The 18,625-nt window shown below is 62.4% G+C and carries 19 protein-coding genes and 1 pseudogene; 7 read left to right on the forward strand and 13 right to left on the reverse strand.

Going from position 1 to position 18,625, the window contains the following annotated elements:
- Position 1: 1 nt before the first annotated feature.
- Both H7J73_RS20160 and H7J73_RS20165 read right to left on the reverse strand, forming a co-directional pair.
- Entirely contained in the window at positions 2-955 is a 954-nt protein-coding gene (locus H7J73_RS20160; RefSeq protein WP_264069398.1) for a hypothetical protein, read from the reverse strand.
- Positions 952-1,680: a DUF5632 domain-containing protein gene (locus H7J73_RS20165; protein ID WP_264069399.1), complete on the reverse strand. Its 729-nt coding sequence runs from the start codon at positions 1,678-1,680 to the stop codon at positions 952-954. The genes H7J73_RS20160 and H7J73_RS20165 overlap by 4 nt, the downstream gene beginning before the upstream one ends.
- Positions 1,681-1,834: 154 nt before the next feature.
- Between H7J73_RS20165 and H7J73_RS20170 the strand changes: the two genes are divergently transcribed.
- Entirely contained in the window at positions 1,835-1,999 is a 165-nt protein-coding gene (locus tag H7J73_RS20170; protein ID WP_264069400.1) for a hypothetical protein, read from the forward strand.
- A gap of 1,264 nt (positions 2,000-3,263) precedes the next feature.
- Here the strand turns inward: H7J73_RS20170 and H7J73_RS20175 are convergent.
- The 7 genes and pseudogenes from H7J73_RS20175 to H7J73_RS20205 form a co-directional block, all read right to left on the reverse strand.
- A complete protein-coding gene (locus tag H7J73_RS20175; RefSeq protein ID WP_264069401.1) occupies positions 3,264-3,713 on the reverse strand; it encodes a hypothetical protein in 450 nt (149 codons plus the stop codon).
- Between the two features lie 502 nt (positions 3,714-4,215).
- Positions 4,216-4,758: a hypothetical protein gene (locus H7J73_RS20180; protein WP_264069402.1), complete on the reverse strand. Its 543-nt coding sequence runs from the start codon at positions 4,756-4,758 to the stop codon at positions 4,216-4,218.
- Positions 4,759-4,832: 74 nt separating this feature from the next.
- The gene (locus H7J73_RS20185) at positions 4,833-5,408 is read right to left on the reverse strand and encodes a hypothetical protein (protein WP_264069403.1); all 576 of its coding nucleotides are present in this window, start codon (positions 5,406-5,408) and stop codon (positions 4,833-4,835) included.
- Between the two features lie 1,034 nt (positions 5,409-6,442).
- Complete coding sequence (locus H7J73_RS20190) at positions 6,443-6,901, reverse strand: hypothetical protein (RefSeq protein ID WP_264069405.1); 459 nt, start codon at positions 6,899-6,901, stop codon at positions 6,443-6,445.
- A 74-nt stretch (positions 6,902-6,975) separates the two neighbouring features.
- Positions 6,976-7,530, reverse strand: a pseudogene (locus tag H7J73_RS20195) (IS21 family transposase); the annotation flags it as partial.
- Positions 7,531-8,802: 1,272 nt separating this feature from the next.
- Positions 8,803-9,255, reverse strand: a complete 453-nt coding sequence (locus tag H7J73_RS20200; protein WP_264069407.1) for a hypothetical protein — start codon at positions 9,253-9,255, stop codon at positions 8,803-8,805.
- A gap of 556 nt (positions 9,256-9,811) precedes the next feature.
- The gene (locus H7J73_RS20205; protein ID WP_264069408.1) at positions 9,812-10,102 is read right to left on the reverse strand and encodes a hypothetical protein; all 291 of its coding nucleotides are present in this window, start codon (positions 10,100-10,102) and stop codon (positions 9,812-9,814) included.
- Positions 10,103-10,350: 248 nt separating this feature from the next.
- Here H7J73_RS20205 and H7J73_RS20210 point away from each other — a divergent pair, with 248 nt between their 5' ends.
- Positions 10,351-10,971: a L,D-transpeptidase family protein gene (locus H7J73_RS20210; protein ID WP_264069476.1), complete on the forward strand. Its 621-nt coding sequence runs from the start codon at positions 10,351-10,353 to the stop codon at positions 10,969-10,971.
- Between the two features lie 14 nt (positions 10,972-10,985).
- Here the strand turns inward: H7J73_RS20210 and H7J73_RS20215 are convergent, their stop codons facing one another.
- Positions 10,986-11,444: a nuclear transport factor 2 family protein gene (locus H7J73_RS20215; RefSeq protein ID WP_264069411.1), complete on the reverse strand. Its 459-nt coding sequence runs from the start codon at positions 11,442-11,444 to the stop codon at positions 10,986-10,988.
- A 204-nt stretch (positions 11,445-11,648) separates the two neighbouring features.
- Here H7J73_RS20215 and wrbA point away from each other — a divergent pair, with 204 nt between their 5' ends.
- Positions 11,649-12,266, forward strand: a complete 618-nt coding sequence (gene wrbA, locus H7J73_RS20220) for an NAD(P)H:quinone oxidoreductase (protein ID WP_264069478.1) — start codon at positions 11,649-11,651, stop codon at positions 12,264-12,266.
- On the opposite strand, the gene H7J73_RS20225 is transcribed toward wrbA, so the two are convergent.
- Entirely contained in the window at positions 12,226-12,843 is a 618-nt protein-coding gene (locus H7J73_RS20225) for a TetR/AcrR family transcriptional regulator (protein ID WP_264069413.1), read from the reverse strand. The two genes, wrbA and H7J73_RS20225, sit on opposite strands and share 41 nt — an antisense overlap.
- Positions 12,844-12,881: 38 nt before the next feature.
- Here H7J73_RS20225 and H7J73_RS20230 point away from each other — a divergent pair, with 38 nt between their 5' ends.
- The 4 genes from H7J73_RS20230 to H7J73_RS20245 all read left to right on the forward strand — a co-directional run bounded on the left by H7J73_RS20230 (position 12,882) and on the right by H7J73_RS20245 (position 17,575).
- Positions 12,882-14,111 (forward strand): hypothetical protein, encoded by a 1,230-nt coding sequence (locus tag H7J73_RS20230; protein WP_264069414.1) that lies wholly within the window; start codon positions 12,882-12,884, stop codon positions 14,109-14,111.
- A 4-nt stretch (positions 14,112-14,115) separates the two neighbouring features.
- Positions 14,116-15,183: an NAD(P)H-dependent amine dehydrogenase family protein gene (locus tag H7J73_RS20235; protein WP_264069416.1), complete on the forward strand. Its 1,068-nt coding sequence runs from the start codon at positions 14,116-14,118 to the stop codon at positions 15,181-15,183.
- Positions 15,184-15,299: 116 nt separating this feature from the next.
- The gene (locus tag H7J73_RS20240; protein WP_264069417.1) at positions 15,300-17,126 is read left to right on the forward strand and encodes an Hsp70 family protein; all 1,827 of its coding nucleotides are present in this window, start codon (positions 15,300-15,302) and stop codon (positions 17,124-17,126) included.
- A gap of 83 nt (positions 17,127-17,209) precedes the next feature.
- Positions 17,210-17,575: an Rv0313 family protein gene (locus H7J73_RS20245; protein WP_264069418.1), complete on the forward strand. Its 366-nt coding sequence runs from the start codon at positions 17,210-17,212 to the stop codon at positions 17,573-17,575.
- On the opposite strand, the gene H7J73_RS20250 is transcribed toward H7J73_RS20245, so the two are convergent.
- Together H7J73_RS20250 and H7J73_RS20255 are read right to left on the reverse strand one after the other, a co-directional pair.
- The gene (locus H7J73_RS20250; protein WP_264069419.1) at positions 17,576-18,298 is read right to left on the reverse strand and encodes a hypothetical protein; all 723 of its coding nucleotides are present in this window, start codon (positions 18,296-18,298) and stop codon (positions 17,576-17,578) included.
- Positions 18,299-18,305: 7 nt separating this feature from the next.
- A complete protein-coding gene (locus H7J73_RS20255; RefSeq protein ID WP_264069420.1) occupies positions 18,306-18,557 on the reverse strand; it encodes a hypothetical protein in 252 nt (83 codons plus the stop codon).
- Positions 18,558-18,625: the final 68 nt, after the last annotated feature.

Genomic DNA, 18,625 nt, shown 5'->3' on the forward strand with positions numbered 1-18,625 from the left:
GTCAGCGGTCTTTGTCGTCGCCTTCGGCCTTGTCGTTGGCTCGATCGCTCGGGATGACGATGCGTTTCGACGCGACGGTCTTGCCGTCCACCTTCTTCGCGACGGTGGGCGCGCTGGGCGGAGTGGCGATCCGGCCCTGTACGGGGGCACCGTTCTTGACCGACGGGACGGCGACCCGCTTGGTGGCGGCCTTGTCGTCCTTGCCGTCTCCGCCGCCGCCCATGCCGCCGTGCGGCATCATCGGCATACCGCCCATGCCGCCCTGCGTGGCGGTTGGGGTTGGGCCCGACGCGGCCGCGACCGGTGGCATCGAACGGCCAGAAGTCGGTGTGGTGGTAGCCGACGGGGTGGCCGGCGGGCCGAGCATTGCCGTCGGGCTCGTGGTGCCGAGGCCACCTCCGCCGCCAGAGCCGCTCCCGCCGCCACCTTCACCGAGTTTGGCGGCATCCTCTCCGGCTGGTAGGCCGCCAAGTCCTTGTCCCGCAAGGTCTTCCGGCATCTTGCCGCCCGCGTCCTTCATGGCGCCCATGCCCTGCTGGAGTAACTGCTGACCGGTCTGCGCAAGCTGCTGGGGGATTTGTGTCAGCGGTTGCATGAGCCCGCCCATCGCTCCGCTCAGCGCCCCGCCGACGCTACTGAGCATCTGCGGAATCTGTTGTGCCATTTGACTTTCCTGGCCGAGGCCATCCATCTTCCCGGCTTGCTGTGTTTCCTGCTCTGGGAACTGAGTGGCGGCATCGGCGGAGGCGGCTGTGCGCTTGGTGTGGCCTGCTTCTGCGTCGGCTTGGTCCTTGGGGTCATCGAGTGCGGCCGCGGCGCTGAGCAGTGCCCCTGCCAGTTCGGCCGGGGACATGCCGGTAATCGGTGTGTCCGCGGTAATTCCCGGCGGTGGCGGCAAAGTGGTCAGTTCGCCCCATTTGGTGGGATCGATCTGTGTTGTGTCACCACCGCTCATCGCGCACCTCCTTGAGTCGCCATGCTCAGCGCCTGGAACCAGGCGAAGTGGTAGTTCAAGGCTGTTTTCTGCTTGGTAAGTAGCGCCTCGATCGCGGCGAGCAGCTGCCAATTGCCGACGTCGTCGGCGTCTACGTTGTCAGGGTAGGCGGTGAGCACCTTGTGGCCGCTCGCCGTGAGGTGTTCGAGCAGCATGTCCAGTTCGGAGTCGAGCACTCCAGTTCCTGCTGCGCCGACCTTCGTCAAAGTGTGTGCGAGCCTTGGCAATCCGTCACGCCAATTGGTTGCCTGTGTCAATTCCCAGTTGAGTTCATCGATCTCCGGCACCTGCCGGGCCCGAAGTGATGTGGGCAACGGGTCGACGTCCTTTTCTGGAGGCAGGTAGTGCCCCGGTGTCCAGGTCGCTGTCTCCGTCGTTTCACCGAGCAGGTGTTCCAGGCTGCCGCGTCGGCGCTCCGGGGGCAAAAGCTGTACACCGGAAGGGATTTCGATGTGCGGTGGGATCCAGCCCGACGCCAGGTCGGTCAGCAGCACTGTACTGCCGTCTTCGCGGTCGCCGATGGCCCAGGCCAGCTTTGGCTCTTGGCGGGCGACGAAGTCGACCAGCGACTGCAATCGGCGCTGGGCGACCGACTGCTTGGATGCCGCCCCAGCTACTGCGCCTGCGGCGGTTGCAGCGACAGCGCTCTCGGTGATTCCGGCGCTCGAAATCGGCGGCGCTGACACGACGGGCTGCTGCTTGACGACGGCAGGTTGGCCAATCGGGCTTTGTCCGCTCGCCGGGTTGACTGGGGCTGAAAGCGGGCTCGCCGCAACGGGTGCCGCCGGGATCGGTGCTGCGGGGGCTGACGCGGTAGGCGGACGGAGGTCCGAGCCGTAGGTGGGTAGCGGACCTGCCGGGGCTGCGGACATGCCGCCGCCAGAGGGCGCCATGGGTGCCACCGGCGCCGCCGATGGGGCGGCGTACATCTGTGATCCAGTGTCAGCGGCCGGGGTGAATGTCGAGGCCGGCTGGCTGTATGCCTGCGCTGACTCGAAGTTGTAGTGACCGCCGGAGGAGGGTGCGGTCGAGGGGGAGATGTTGGTGGCGGCTGGAGGTGTCAAATCCCCGTGCGCGACCGGTGAGCTATTAGCAAGACCGTGCGACAGCGCCTCGGCAGGACCTGACATCGCCCCGCCCGACTGCGCGCCTTGATTGAAGCTCTGCGCCAAGCCTTCTGGGGTCAAGCCGGCTTGTGGGCCGCCCAGTCCCGAACCTGCAGAAGGGCCGCCGCCTGCATTAGATCCGCCGAAGCCGCTGCCGGCGCCCGCGCTTGCGCCGCCGCCACCTCCTCCAAAAACTGAGCCGCCGCTGGAGGCCACTGGGCTAGTTGTGCCCGCCGTGGCTGGTGGAATGCCACCCGGCGCACCGCTCGGTGCTTGGCCCACAACGAAACCTGGCTGTTGGGTCGGCGCCCCTGGCGTTGCAGGCGGAGTGGATGTCACACCCGGAACATCCATACCCTTAGAGAAGCCCGCCTGTTGGCCTAAGAGGTTGGAAGCCGGTGGAGGGCCAGACGAGGGTGGTGCGCTCTCTGTTGAGGGCGTCGTACTGGAGTCAGTCGACGAAAAGCCAGTTAATTGATTGGTCGACCCTTTGCCGTCGTGCTGGAGAGTAGATACCTGTCCATTCGTTCCTGCGTTCGGCAGAGACGGATCAAGCAGATTCTTGACCTGCTGAGTAATCGAGTCCAGGTTTGGCTTCGGCGCACCCGATAGGTCTAGCCCAAGTTCCTTGGCCAATTGATCGGGTGTGCGCGAATCTCCTTGAGCGGTAAGAATCTTCTGTACAGCGTCTTTTATTTGATTAACGTGCTGGGTTGAGAGGTGGCCCGAATACGTCTGAGATTGCAAACATATTTCACTTATCTTAGCCAGTTTTGTCGCTGGATCGGCCTTAGTTCTAAGAATGTCATCTATAACTGTGTTGCCGTCTTCTGCAACTTGTCGGAGGCTGGACCGAAGGCTGTCCAGTGTTGTGGCCGCACTTTGGTAGGAATTTTTCTTGACGCCATTTTTCTCTGACACGTCGCCAGCATGCATCTCTCCTTGATGAAATGCCTGCCTAGCAGCATCCGCTGCGTCCCCCTTCTCTTCGGCTAGCGGGCCCTGTCTAACATTTGCGAGCTGGTTTTGATAGTCCTGAAATAACTGTTCAATGACGCCCCGGTTACGGGAAGAGGCGACTGCCGCCTCGGTAGATGTTCCACCAGGCCAAAAGAGGCCAATCAGCTGCGGAGTCCATTTACCGGGGGGGTAATCTGCCGGTATCATTTACAAGCCTGCGCGATTGCCTGATCTGCTGAGTCGAGTTGATCAAAAGCAGGCTTTAGGGTCGGATCGTCGCCCTTAATTTCGCTTAACTGCGCCAAAACTATCTCGTCCCACGCCGAAGTTAGCTCGCGAAGATTTTGGGCGATGTCAGAAGGGGTCGCAGGGTTGCTGTCGAGAGTATCCGAAATGAACCTAGAGGAGAATTGAGTAGCCAACCTAGTATTTACAGCAATAACAAAAGTCATAGTCGGATCGGGACTATTAAGGCTGGCGGCTTTCGAAACAGCCTTGGTGGTCTTGTCGTAGGCTGAGCACGCAGCCTTCTTGGCTTCTGTTATCTGTTCCTCGCTGAACTGAGATTTCGAATCTGGAGGACTAGCGGGGTGGGCTTCGTTGGCCGGCCGAAACCACGCTCCGATGGCAACTGCAATCGCGACCAACGCCACAACTAGCGAGATAATGACCGGCCCTCGTGATTGCTTCGGAGGAGCAGCGGGCCATCCAGGTGGTGGGCCCTGCGGGGGACCAGGAGGAGGAGGAGGCCACTGTCCTCCCGGACTGTTTCCGTACGGCGAGGCACTCATGCCTTCGATGGTATCGCCGATTTGCCAGACCGCTAGTCACTCGGGCCTAAGGTGGAAGGGTCCGTAAGGCCGTTGCCTGGCGACGGTCGGCGCTTCTAGCCTGAGCTTGGAAATGCCCTCATCTTCAAGCTTTCGCTAATGTCTGCGGCCGACGAATCGAGCTTGGCGTAGAACGGCGCGTAGTCGGGTGCGCTACCTGGGGCGCCCGCAAGTTGAAGTAGGACGATGTGGTCCCACGCGGATGCCGTGTCTCGAACGCTCGTGGTTAGATCCGATGGTGTGGCTGGGTTGGCGCTGAGCTTCTCAGTTATGTATCGGGACGAAAACTGAGTCGCCAATCGAGTGTTGACCGAGATGACGAACTTCAGCGTCGGGTCGTCGCTGGACTGTGTTCCGGCATCGAATCATCCTGCACCCTAAGTGCAGGGTTGCTGATCGACCTGCCCGCTGCTTGGTGAGGCGTTCGCCGCATCGAGGTGGCACGTGCGCGGTTGCTCGGCCATTGCATCCGTTTTCCGATTTTGGCAACGTACTGCGCGGTTTGACGTGCCGCATCTCCTTGTGCATTAAATAGCGCAGCGCCCATTTTTCCGGCTTTTACGATAGGCGCTTCCTTCGAGGCCAGGATGTCATCCAGTGCTTTGTTGCCTGTTGCTGCGGTATCGCGAAGTCCTGAGCGGAGTCCCTCCAAAGCGGTAGCTGCATCGGAGAATGCTTTCTTCTTGACAGAATTCTTCTCTGCGATATTCCCGGCTTGAGTTTCTCCGCTCAGAAATGAACCCACGGCCGCCTCGGCTGCAGCGCCGATCTGCTCTCCCAGTGGACCCGTTCTTGTAGTTTGTAAATCAATCTCATAGTTTTGAAAGGCTGTTTCTACCGATGCGCGGTTCCGTGATGACTCGGTCATTGCATCTGTTGTCTGTCCGCTCGGCCAGTAAAGACCGACTATTGCGGCCGACCATCTTCCAGGTGGTAGGTCGCTCATTTGCAGGCCTCGACCAATTTCGCATCGGCGCTATCTATATTGCTATAGAGAGGATCGAGCTCGGTCTTCGGTGCATCGGCTAGCTGGGCCATAAGAACTTCGTTGTAAGCGTTCGCGAGATCTCGGAGATCAGATGCTAGTTGAGGTGAGCCAGCTGGGTTTTCGCGCAGTTTGTCATACATAAAGTCTGAAGCGACATGTGTCGCCAGGCGAATATTTATTGCGTATACCTGTTGAAGCACGGGGTCGTCGCTAGTCTGACCGCCGGCGCCGTTTACCGATCGGAACATCTTGTGGTAGGAATCGCATAGCGCCTTATTGGCATCCGAGGTTTGCTGAGTCGTGAACTGTTGCGGCGCAGTTGTCGATTGTGTAGTTACATCACTGTGTGCGGTTCTAAACCAGGCTCCAATCGCAACGGCTATCGCCAGCACCGCAACAATCAGCGAAACGATGACAGGTCCCCGCGACTGCTTCTGCGATGAGACAGGCCCAGCAGCTGGGGAAGTGAAAGGAGACCCCGCTGGCGGCCATTGTCCCCCGGGCGCAGTTCCGTACGGCGGATTAGTCATGCTTCGATGTTAGCGGCGTTTGGCTCTGCCGCTAGTCACCTCTCGCAGACTGCGGACGCTTCCGGCTAAGACCAGCTCGGCGAGGCCTGGTCGCACGTGTTGGTACTCGCCCGGCAACACTGGCCGTTGCCATGTCTTCGCTCTAGCTGTGAGCGGTTGCGATTCCTACATGCACATCGGGCCGCCAGCAGGCTGGCCGGGATCACGCTTTGAATCGAATCGTCCTGCACCAAGCTGAAGAAGCTGTGTTTCTTGATAGGCCAAAGCAAGTTCTCGTGTAGATGTTGCTGTTTGGGGTGAAGCGGCAGGAAATGCGGCTAGCTTGGCTAACAAATAATCGCCGCTTAGGGCGCCGGCAAGCCGATTGTTTAGGGTTATGGCGAAAGTGACCATAGGGTCGCCGCTCTTCTGTGTGCCTGCATAGGATTAAGGCGGCAGACCGGCAGGGGGCCCTGGTTGTGGCCAATTTCCCCGGGCGCGTTTCCATACGTCGGGCTTATCATCCCTTGATGTTAGCGGTGATCCGTCTCACCGCTACTCACCTTGTTGCTGATTGCGGGCGCTTGGGGCTAAACCTGGCGAGCCAAACATCGTCGCGATGCCTGTGCGCCCTATCTGATGCAGTCACGCCCCTGGCGTAACCACTAACCGATGGGCTCAAATCTGTATAGAAATTTAGCTTTCCGTCTCAGGCTCGCGACTAAATGCTCGTAAGAGCAGTGTTGTTGATCATCGTCGGAGCTACCCGTATCTCCGTTAGGTGCAAGCTTCTTGACACCGTTTTGTTCTAATCAGTCGCCTACATGTATCACTCTTTGGTGAAGCGCCTCCCTTGCGGCATCCAGCCGCTTCCCCTTGTTCGTCTGCTAGCGGGCCCTGTCTAACATTCGCGAGCTGGTTTTGATAGTCCTGAAATAACTGTTCAATGACGCCCCGGTTACGGGAAGAGGCGACTGCCGCCTCGGTGGATGCTCCGCCAGGCCAAAAGAGGCCAATTAGCTGTGGAGTCCACTTACCCGGGGGATAGTTCGCCGCTATCGCCTGCAGGCCTGCATGACTTTATCGCCAGCCGCTTCAAGTCTGGTGAAAGTTGGACTGAGATCGTCATTTTGTGAACCTGGAATCTGGGCAAGCACGACTTCGTCCCAGGTGGAGGGTAATTTCTGAGCAGCCGCGGCCAGGTCTGATGGGGTTGCTTCGTTTTGGCTAAGGGCATTGCGTAGGTAATTCGCAGAAAACTGTGTCGCAAGGCGTACGTTGACTGGTATGGCGAATTTTAACGTCGGATCGTCCGTCGGCAAACTGCCGGCGGCACTGACCGTTTTGAACGCTTTGTCGTAATCATCGCAGATTGTGGTCTTCGCCCTAGCTACCTGCTGTTCGGCGTACTGCGGCGCCGCCTCCACGGGTGCGGCGGCCTGAGCGGCCGGTCTCAGTAACGCGACGACTCCAAGCGCAATCGCGATCACGATCCCAACGAACGCCAGGACCATCGGGACACGCGAGGGCTTGGGCGCGGGCGGCGGTCCCCAAGTCGGTTACGGGGACCGTAATACAGCGGGTTTGTCATGGGCGAAACGAACAAAAACCGCGAATGGGCCAGCACCATCACGAACGCCCACACCGCGACGCGTCGACCCCTGACCGCGTCGAACCACATCCCGAGGCGGCCATAGTCGATCTGGGCTTCGCTGCCCGGCGGCACCGGCCCGCGTGCCACAGTCACTCTCTCACGTGTCGACTCCTCGGATAGGTTCGCCGAAATCCACCGTCGTACAGAGGATTCCGACGCTGCGACGCCATGGTCGTCGCGCAGTCGCTGCGCCACCGTCGCCGCACTCACCTCCGCTTTGAGCCAGCCACGGATCCGGTCGCGGTGCACCTCGATACCCGGCCAGGTCGTGGCCCGCAGACCCGGATCAGCGACCTCGGGAAACCACCGCGCGACATGCGCCGCCCACGCCGCGTCGCTGACCGGTGCCCCGCCGGGAGTCAACGACTCCGCGATGGCCGGTGCCAGATACTTCGCGATCGTCTTGCGGTCGATGCCCAAACTCTCCGCAAGCTGGCGCTGGGACCGACCCGCGTGCCAGTGGGTCAACAACTCGATCAGGTCGAACACGTCGAAACTTCTCCTCGCCATCGGCGCCCTTCCTCACGAGTCGAACCGTGAGTCGAGCGAACCTGTGTACGAGGCCCACGAGCGGCTGCCACACCGCCCGGGTGGCGGAATTACGTGACGGACGTGATGGGGGAATTCCGTGACGGACAACCCCTCAAGCTGGAGGAATTACGTGACCGCTGACACCTGCAGAAGGGCCGCCGCCTGCATTAGATCCGCCGAAGCCGCTGCCGGCGCCCGCGCTTGCGCTGCTCCCGCCGCCCCCGAAGCCGCCGCCGCCAGACGCGAGGCCGCCGCCACCGGCGCCGAGTCCGCGCCCTCCTGCGGATCCACTCCCGGTGAGGAATTGGGGCCCGCCGCCCGGTGCTATTGCGCTACCCGGCGTGGGTGAGCCTTTTAGTGCGCCGCCGATAGCCGCGGCCGGTCCGCCCGGGGGCGCAGCGGCGGGAAGTGCCGCTGGGTTTGAAACCCCCGCTATCTGGCCGCCCGCTAGGTCGCCGGCTCCTTGCAGGTTCGCGCCAGGTGTACCGGTAGGCACATTCGGTGAGCTGACGGCGTTGGCAGGGGCTGAAGCGCTGCTTGTTGATCCTGGACCTGCCTGTTGTCCGAAGAGGTCGGCGCCAGCGAGGTTTCCTGCGGGGGACTCTGCTGTTCCCGCAGTCTGTTTGAGCGTGTTTTCAACCTGCTGCGTTAGCTCCTCTTTACTGAGCGGCGACGGTACAGCGAGGTTTAGGCCAAGTTCCTTCGCCAGTTGATCAGGCGTACGTCCGTCGCCTTGTGCGGTGAGTACTTTCTGTACAGCGTCCTTAATCTGGTCAACGTGTTGCGTTGTCAGATGGGCTGCGTACGTTTGCGATTCGACACAGATCGTACTGATCCTTGCTAACTTTGTAGCTATATCGCCTTTAGCTTTTATGATCGCAGCGATAGCGTCGTTACCCTTTTGTGCAACCTCGCGAAGATTCGATCTCAAGCTCTCCAGAGTTGAGCCAGCTCTGCTATACGAGTCCTTCTTTACGCCATTCTTTTCTGCGAGATCGCCCGCATGAATTTCACCCTGATGAAAGGCGTTTACCGCGGCATCGGCCGCGTCGCCAAGTTCATTAGCTAGTGGGCCCTGCCTGACATTTGCAAGATCGCGTTGATAGTTCTGAAATAGCTCTTTGGTGGATCCTCGGTTTCGCGAAGATGCGTTTGCAGCCTCGGTATATGCTCCACTTGGTCAATACGGGCCAATGAGTTGGAGAGTCCATTTTCCGGGAGGATAGTCCATCATTGGCAGGCCTGAACATACTTAGCATCAGCTGCATTTAGTTTGGCGTAGGCGACGTCCGTTTCTTCCTTTGGGGCCAATGCAATTTGGAGGAGTGTCGCTTCTTGATATGCTGTAGCGGTCTCGCGTACGGCTGTTGCCAGCTTATTTGAGGTGGCTGGATATTGATTAAGGGTGGCAAGAAAATAGCCAGCACTCGCAATCGAGCCAACTCTGATATTGACCGCGATAACAAATTTTTGCGTTGGGTCGTCGCTAGACTGGCCACCGGCGGTCTGAGTCGCGCGGTTTACTAAGTCGTGCGCGGCACACACTGCCGCCTTCGCGTCAGAGATCTGCTGGTCGCTGAAGTTTGTTGTCGCGTCAGGCGGTGTCGGAGGCACAGGCGTCGGCTTAAACCATGACCCGACGGCCACCGCCACCGCGATCAGGGCAACTACAAGCGAGATCACGACTGGCGTACGAGACTGTTTCGGAGCAGGCGCCGCCCAGCTAGGTGGTGAAGCCTGCGGAGATCCAGGAGGCGGCCAATGTCCTCCCGGAGTGTTTCCGTACGGCGAGGAACTCATACCTGCGATCGTATCGCCGTTTTACCGCACCGCTAGTCACTCGCGGCGGATCACGGCCAGGCCCTCTTGGTGACCGCAGTCGAAGCGCTTAGCTCTGCCAGTCGAAAGGCGCTGATGCAGCGCGCAAGCGGGTCGGCATCCACGAGTCCGACGCCCAGCAAGCTGCTACGACGACGTAGTTGTAGCTCGATTCGGTTATCGCTTCTGTCGCCTGTTCACTCGGCGAGTAACGCCCGACCAATTGGGGCCAACCACTTACCAGGGGGTGGATCCGTCATTTGCAGGCTTTTTTGGCTTCTGAATCGGCAGCATCCAGTTGAAAATTAAACTGCTGGAGATCAGCTGGCTGCGACCTCGCAAGTTGTGCAAGCACTATTTCGTCGTATGCCGATGCCGTCTTTCGAAAGGTGCCCGCTAGGTCTGGCGGCGTTGCGGGATTTTATGTAAGCGCCTGACGAAGGTAATCAGAATTGACGTGGGTGGCAAGACGAGTGTTCAAGGCAATGATGAGTTGGACATTTGGATCGGTGCTGGATTGACCATCAGAGCCGGCTAGCGCCGCATAGGCCTTGTCATAGGCCTCACACACCGCCTTCTTCGCATCCGCAACCTGCTGCTCGCTGTGCTGCGGTGCGATCTCCGCCGGTGCGGCGGCCTGAGCGGCCGGTCTCAGTAACGCGACGACTCCAGGCGCAATCGCGATCACGATCCCAACGAACGCCCGGACCATCGGGACACGCGAGGGCTTGGGTGCGGGCGGCGGTCCCCAAGTCGGTTACGGGGACCGTAATACAGCGGGTTTGTCATGGGCGAAGCGTGTCTACCTGCAGCGGAAGCACTATTCACGCTGGAGAACCGGGCCAAAGCCGCCCAGAATCGTGTCTAAACCTTTACTTGACCTTCCGATGCCCAGGCCCAAGCATTGACAGGGTGGTGCGTCGACTCCTTCATGCGTTGCTCGCATCTGCGTGCGCAGCGATGCTGGCCGTTTCTTCTGCACCTCTCGGCACGGCGGAGACCACCCCGTGGTTCGCCAACCAGGTCGGCGGCGCCACTCAGGTGATCTCAGTGGTGGGCACCGGCGGTTCGGACGCGAAGATGGACGTCTACCAGCGCACCGCGTCTGGCTGGGAGCCGGTCGCGGCCGGCATCGCGGCGAAGATTGGTGCGAAGGGCATGTCGGCCGATCACACTGACGGCTCGATGATGACGCCGATGGGCTTCTACAGCCTGGACTTCGCATTCGGCACCGCGCCGAATCCGGGCGGTGGCTTGCAGTACGTCCAGGTTACCCCGGACTACTGGTGGGACGGCGACATGAAAAGCCCGACCTACAACACCATGCAGGTGTGCAAGAAAGCGCAATGCCCGTTCAGCACAGACCCGGCCAGCGGTACCGAGAACCTCGACATCTCGGCCTACAAACACGCCATCGTGATGGGTGTGAACAAGGAGCGCGTGCCCGGTAAGGGCGGCGCGTTCTTCGTACACACCACCGACGGCGGATCGACCGCGGGTTGCGTCGCGATCGACGACGCCACCCTGGTCAACATCATGAAGTGGCTGCAGCCCGGCGCCGTGATCGCGGTCTCCAAGTAGCCACCTTCACCTAGTTACAGCGCCAGCGCCGCACCAGGATTGATTTTGAAATCCAGCGCTTTGAGCGACAGCTGCGCGTCGTAGGTCCGGTCGTATCCGGTGAGGCTCAGCTTCCAGCCGTCGGGCGTGCGCCGGTACTTGTCGCGATAGAAACCGGCGCCGATCAAGAGGAAGTCGAGCTCGGGCACGATCACCTTGTCCTGCAGGTACCAGATGGCGGTCGCCTCGTCGCCGTCGATGGCGATTTCGGGATGGGTCACCCGGTGTTCGGTGATGACGTTCGCCGGCAGCGACGTCCGCATGTACTCGACCAGCGACTCCCGGTCGGTGAAGCTGTGTGTCTCGCCGAGTGACGACCCGTAGTTGCCGATGATGTCCTCGGTCATGGTGTCGGCGAAATCGTCCCAGTGCTTGGTATCGAGCGCGCGCATGTAGCGGTACTTCACGACTTTGATGTCTTCCAGATCACCCATGGGACCCATTGCAACACACATCACAGCACGGGCAGCGACACAGGTAGCCGACTACGTGTGCGCATAGTCGCGAGCGTTCTCATCGCGGGTATCTTCGGCTTGGTCACCGACGCGCTGTCCGACGCGGCCGGAATCGTCATAGTCGTGGCAGGCATTGCGGGCGCCACACTGGTGAAGAAGTTCGTCCCGGCAAGGAGTCCACACATGAGCAAGCTGGCCATCATCTACTACTCGGCCACCGGCCACGGCACGAACATGGCCTACCGCATCGCTGAGGCGGCTGAGGCCGCCGGCGCCGAGGTCCGGGTCCGGCACATCGCCGAGACCCGCGAGCCGGAGACCTTCGCGCACAATCCGGCGTGGACCGCCAACTACGAGGCCACCAAAGACCTGCCCGTGGCGACCGGTGAGGATATCGACTGGGCCGATGCCGTCATCTTCGGCTCACCCACCCGGTTCGGTTCACCCGCCTCGCAGTTCCGCAACTTCATCGACACCCTCGGCGGCTTATGGGCGCAGGGCAAGTTGGCTGACAAGGTGTACGCGGGTTTCACGTCGTCGCAGACCGAGCACGGCGGCCAGGAGACCACGCTGCTGGCGCTCTACATCTCGCTCATGCATTTCGGTGGCATCCTGGTCCCGCCCGGCTACACCGACGGGATCAAGTTCGCCGACGGAAATCCCTACGGCGTCAGCCATGTCACGGGCCCGGAGAACAAGCTTGAGATCAGCGAAACGACCGCTGCGGCACTGGATCACCTGGCCCGGCGGGTGGTGACTGTCACCGATCGTCTGGTCGGTTCCGCTGCAGATACTGGTTAGCCATCTCGACGAGCGTTCGCCGCTCACGTTCCCAGTCGATCGGCCCGTGGATGATCATCTCGACCAACACCATGCCGCGCAGTGCTGCCCAAATAACCTCGGCGACAGCATGGTCGGCTGGATCGTCGGAGATCAGCCGGCCCAGGCCGCTGATCGCGTCGTTCATCTCCAGGAGATGCCGGCGGGAGCTTTCGCCGAGGGAGCCCCGGCTGGCCCGCAGGATCTCGAACGCCGCCAGCGACGTCGGGCTGCTGTAGCAGTTCCAGGCGATGTCGACGACGGTCTCGATGCGTTGTTGCAGGGGAAGGTCGCTCACGGGCGCTGACGACAGGCTCTCCACCAGTTTCGCCACCCCGTCATCGACGACCGCCATCAGCAGGCCGTTGCGATCACCGAAGTGGTACTGGATCACGCCCCAGGTAACGCCAGCACGCTCGGCGACGTGCTTGGCCGTCGCCGCCGAATATCCCTCTTCGACGATGCATCGCACGGTCTCGTCGATGATCTTGACGCGCGTGTCGTCGCCACGCTTGCGGGGCGCGGAGGTGCTGCGAGTGGGCGTAGACGAAGTTGTCATTGTTGACTTTATAACATTGATCGCTCTATGTTTGGGGCGTGACTTCAGCCCACAGTCGCTTTGCGTCGCTGTCCAGCGACGAGCTCACCACTTTGGTCCCTGAATTACTGCTGCTCGGTCAGCTCATCGACCGATCCGGAATGGCCTGGTGCATAAGCAATTTCGGCCGTGAGGAGATGCTGCAGATCGCCATCGAGGAGTGGATGGGCGCCAGCCCGATCTACACCAGGCGGATGCAGAAAGCGCTGAGGTATGAGGGCGAGGACATCTTCACGATCTTCAAGGGCCTTCAGCTCGATATCGGCGCCCCGCCGCAGTTCATGGACTTCCGCTACACGGTGCATGACCGTTGGCGCGGCGAATTCCATCTCGATCACTGCGGAGCACTGCTCGACGTCGAACCGATGGGCGAGGACTACGTCCGCGGGATGTGCCACGACATCGAGGACCCGACGTTCGACGCCACTGCCGTCGCCACCAACCGGCGCGCGCAGATCCGGCCCATCCACCGGCCACCGCGGACGCCCGTCGACCGCAGTCCGCACTGTGCCTGGACCGTGATCATCGACGAGTCCTACCCGCCGGTGGAAGACCACCCGCACTTGGCGACAATCGCCGGAACCAAAGCTGCCAGTTGGGAATTGGCGCCGATCGACCCTAGTGACGACGGGCAGTCGGACTATTCGGGGCCACTCCTGGCCGATTTCGACTTCGCCGCGTTCTCACACTCGGCACTCGTGCGCATGGCCGACGAGGTGTGCCTGCAGATGCACCTGCTGAACCTGTCCTTCATCCTGTCGGTCAGCAAGCGCGCCGAGGGTGATCTTCTTCGGGAGATCTGCACCAAACAACTGATCGGCCTGGCCGGTATTGCCGCCGAGCGGATCCACAAGGCGCTCAAGCTGCCTGCGGGCGCCGAAGGGGTGCTGCGAGTGCTGGAACTGCACCCCATGCTGAACCCCGCCGGCTACGTCGAGGCCGATATCGATGCGGGCAGGCTGCACGTCCACCGCTGCGCGTCCCATGACGACGGCGCTTGGATCTCGCTCTGCTCGCCGGCCTCGGTCCAGCCTCTGCAGGCCATCGCCACCGCTGTCGACCCGCATCTCGAAGTTCATGTCACCGGCACCGATACCGACTGGACCCTGGAACTTCAGCACAGCGACACCGTCGCCACAGTGCCCTCGGAAGTCGAGGTGGTCAAGTTCAGCGGCGGCGCCACCTGGGAGTTCGAGTCCCGGAAGTCTCTGCCGCTGACCGTGGTCTGAGCCGATGCCCTATCGGGTCGTGCAATGGGCCACCGGAGCGGTCGGCCGGGAAGCGCTGCGGGGCATCCTCGACCATCCCGATCTCGAGCTGGTCGGCGTCAAGGCCTACTCCGAGAACAAAAAGGGCGTCGACGCCGGCGTACTGGTGGACCGGCCACACACCGGGATAACAGCCACCACCGACATAGACCAGCTGCTGACGAACACCGTCGACTGCGTGCTCTACACCCCGCGCACCCCGTCGGTCGACGATGTCTGCCGAATTCTGTCCTCGGGCGCCAACGTGGTTACCACGGCGTTCGCCTTCCACCCCGCCAGCACCGAGCCGGCCGATCGCGACCGCCTGCTCGCAGCCTGCCGGACGGGCGGCAGCTCCCTGCACGGAACCGGTCTGAATCCGGGAAATCTCGGCGCCGTCCTGCCGTTGGCGATGGCCGGCATGTGCCGCGACATCTCGGCGGTGACCATCCAGGAACGGGCGGACTGGTCGATGTATGACAGCGTCGACATCACGTTCGGGCAGATGATGTTCGGCGCTGATCCGGCCGACGTCACCGCCGAGGTGCCGAGTCTGGCCTATACGAGTGATCTTTTCCGCCAACAGGTTTGGTTACTCGGTGAGTCGCTGGGCGCGGATTTGGACGAGGTGACCACCGAGCTGGAAATCGTCCCGGCCAGTGTCGACCGCGACGTCTTCGGCACGACGTTGAAGGCGGGCACCGTCGCGGGACAGCGGTGGCGCTGGACGGGCCGTCGCGCCGGGCAGGCGGTAATCCAGGTCGAAACCCTGTGGACGGTGGGGGAGCGGCAGCCGAAACATTGGCCGACGCCGCAGCACGGCTGGACGATCACCATCGAGGGCACGCCGTCGATACAGGCGCACGTGGTCACTCTGGCCAGCTTCGTGCGCGATGTGCCTCTGAGCGATCACGTACAGGCGGCGAGCGTGGCCACGGCTATGCAAGCCGTCAACGCGGTACCCGCTGTCTGTCAGGCAGCACCCGGCTTCGTGACGATGGCCGACATCCCGTTCGTCTGGAACCGCGCCGCTGCGGGTTCGCCCCACCTGTGAAGGCCTGTGAGCAGGCTATGAGTGCGGGCACAAGCGAGTGTCGGGGGCGTAGCGGCCTCTGAATGACGGCTATCGTGTGCTCTGCCCGCTGATCGTCGGAATGCAAGGTGTACGTAGTGACCGACCCGCTCGGGTTGTCGATCGGGACGACCAACCTGGTCGCGGCGCGTGTCGGAAATCCACCGGTGACGCGCCGCTCAGTGTTGACCCTCTACGGCCACCGGCCCGCTGAAGTCGGACTCCCGTCCGAGAACCCCAACCTGACCGAATCCGGCCTGGTGATGCGCGGTTTCGTGGAACGCGTCGGCGACCCGGTTCCGCTGGTCGCGGTCGACGGATCGACTCATTACGCCGACCGGTTGTTGCTGGAGGCGCTCGGCGCGATGACCGACACCGTGGGCGGTCTCTCCCCGACCTCCGATGTGGTTCTCGCCGTCCCCGCCTACTGGAGTCCCGCCACAGTGCAGGCGTTCGGGGCCGCGCTGCGTGCGGACCGCAAACTCGCGCCCAACGGGACGGCGCCGCGGCTGGTCTCGGATGCTGTCAGTGCGCTGACCGCCCTTCAGGTCAACCCCGGGCTGGCTGCCCGCGGCGTGGTGGCCTTACTCGATTTCGGTGGCAGCGGCACCAGCATTACCCTGGCCAACGCAGAGCGAGCATTCCAGCCGATCGGTGAGACGGTCCGCTATCCCGATTTCTCCGGAGATCAGATCGACCAGTCCCTGCTCACGTCGGTGCTCGCCAATATCGCGGGATCCGGGACTGCCGACCCCGCCGTCACGACGGCTGTCGGGTCGTTGGCGAAGCTGCGCGACGAGTGCCGACGCGCCAAGGAGCGACTCTCGGCCGAGACCGCGACGAATCTCGGAGCTGACCTGCCCGGGTTCCGCTCCGACATCAGACTGACCCGCGCCGAGTTGGAGGGCCTGATCCAAGGCCCGCTCGACGGTGTCATCGCAGCGTTGGATGACCTGTTGTCCCGGAACCGGATGGGCTGGGCCAACCTGAGCGCGGTCGCCACCGTCGGTGGCGTGGCGGCAATTCCGTTCATCACCGAACGCCTCTCCGAACACATCAAGGTTCCGGTGGTCACCACACCGCGTCCCGACCTCGATACCGCGGTCGGCTCGGCGCTGATCGCCGCCCGCGGCCCTGACGCCGACGCGCCTACCGGCATCGCGACCGCGATGGGGGAGCCCGCGACCGCGGGCATCGCCGGGGCGGGGCTCGCTGTGTTGCCCGCCGACTCGCCCGCTTCCTCGACGTTCCGCGCGCTGGCATGGTCGCAGGACGATGACGGCGCCGACGAACCGGTTCCCTACGAGGGCCCTGACCACTACGATTCGCCGAGCCAGAACCCCTACGGTGGGAACTCAAATCCCTACGCGCTCAACGGAACCAGCGCCCGTCCCCGGATCGAGTACGCACCGTCGACCGGCATGGTCGAATCTCCCGGGCGGCCGTGGTACCGGCTGCCTCAGCTGGCAATCGGCGTCGCCGGGCTGATCGCGCTGGTCGCTGTCGGCGGCGTGGCGTACACGCTGACCACCGACTCCACCAGCACCACTCCGACCACCGCGCCCAGTGTGACTGCGCCGGTGTTGTCGACCACCACGGCACCGCCGCCGCCGCCACCTGCGCCGGAGATCGTCACCACCGAGGCGCCGCCCCCGCCGCCTCCGCCGGAGACGGTCACTGTGGCGCCGCCCCCGCCGGTGACCGAATACATCACCCCGACAACGACGACGACCACCACAACGCCGCCGACCACGACGACGACCACGCCGCCCACTACCACGACCACCACGACCACGCCGCCGACTACGACCACCGAGACGACCACGACGACCGTGCCGATGACGACTACGTATCTGAACATTCCGTTGCTGCCGGTGCCGATCCCGATCCAGGTGCCCGACCGGAACGCTCCGACTCAGCCCTGAGCAACCCGCTGTCGCGGGTGGTCGTGGCGCGGCTCCCGGTTTTCGCGCACACTGGGGAGATCACCGCGGTCAGGAGGACCACCATGGCGAACAACGGGCCGTTTGGATTCGATCCGGAAGATTTGGACCGTATCGTCCGCGAAGCGGGCGAGGGTCTACGCGAAGCATTCGGCAAAGGCGGTCTGGGAGTGTTCTTCGACCAGGCGGCAGGTCGACGGACCCGGCCCGAGCCCGAGACGGCCGGCGAGACCGGCGACGGGGTGTGGGCGATCTTCACCGTCGGCGACAACGGTGGGGCCACCGTCGAGCAGGTCTATGCCAGCGAACTCGATGCGCTGCGCGCGAACAAACACAACACCGATGCCAACCGTAAGGTGCGATTCCTGCCCTATGGCATCGGCGTCAGCGTGCTCGACGAAGCGGAATCGGAACCTTCCGCCGAGGAGTGACTAGCCACATTGCGCGGATGATGGCAGGCCCCCCTGGCTGAGCAGATATCTCTCGCCCAGTGGGGTGGTCGGGGCGGGGAGATTACTGCGCCGCGGTCGCAATCGTCTGCAGTGCCCCGTAGCCTGCCTTGACGGTGAAATCCCGGTGCAGGATGCCGAAGTTCTGCTCCCGGTCGGCAAGGTTGGTTCCGGAGTCGCGGATGGCGTAGACGAATGCCGGTCCCAGCCAGGCGGTGTCTCAGGCAGTCTGCAAGACGATCGAAATAGTCTGGGCTTGAACAGCTTCGGAGACGGCAGTGGGATCCGTGCCGGTTGCGCCCCGAACTCGGTGAGCCAGATCAGTTTTGCGGTGTCGCCCCCGGCGACCATCACAGCGCGCATGGGAGTCAGTTGCTGGAAGGCGCTCCATGACGCCGTCGTCGGGTCGTTAGGCAGGGACGGATAGGTATACGGGTGCATGGCCAGCGCGTCCAGATACTTGTTGGCGCCGCCGGAGTAGATCCCTTTGACGAACGTCACCGGTGCGATATCGGAACCGTTGTCGACGGCAGGGGACAGCCCGGCCGAGATCACCGTCAGCGACGGTTGGACGCCCTTGATGGCGGTGTAGGCGGCGGCCGGCAACTTGTTGTAGGTCGCAATGTTGGGCTTGGGCTGGAAGAACGAGACGATGTTGGGCTGGCGTGTGACTGTCGGTTGATCCGGTGGCCCATTGCGGCGCATAGGTGAGCTAGCCCAGCGGGGCCATTCCCCTGCTGGTTATCGCGTTGATGATTCGGTCGGTGTTGGTCCAATTCTGGTGTCCCTTAGCGGCTTCGATTGCTGACCAGTCGACGTCGATCCTGATGGCCCGCATGCCCGCGGTCTTGGCGAGGTCGAGTTCACGGCCCAGGTCGGCGTCGGACAGGCTCAGCAGGGGCCCGCCACCACAGCCAACGACCGCGCCGTAGCGAAGGTAACCATTAAATGCGCAGTGCTGCAAAGGATTTAGTGAACAACGGTCGGCAAGCATCAATCGGCAGCGGGTATTCGAAATTAGCTAAATATGAC

Origin of the sequence: Mycolicibacterium komossense (assembly GCF_025822605.1) — a bacterium.
Taxonomy (GTDB): Bacteria; Actinomycetota; Actinomycetes; order Mycobacteriales; family Mycobacteriaceae; genus Mycobacterium; species Mycobacterium komossense.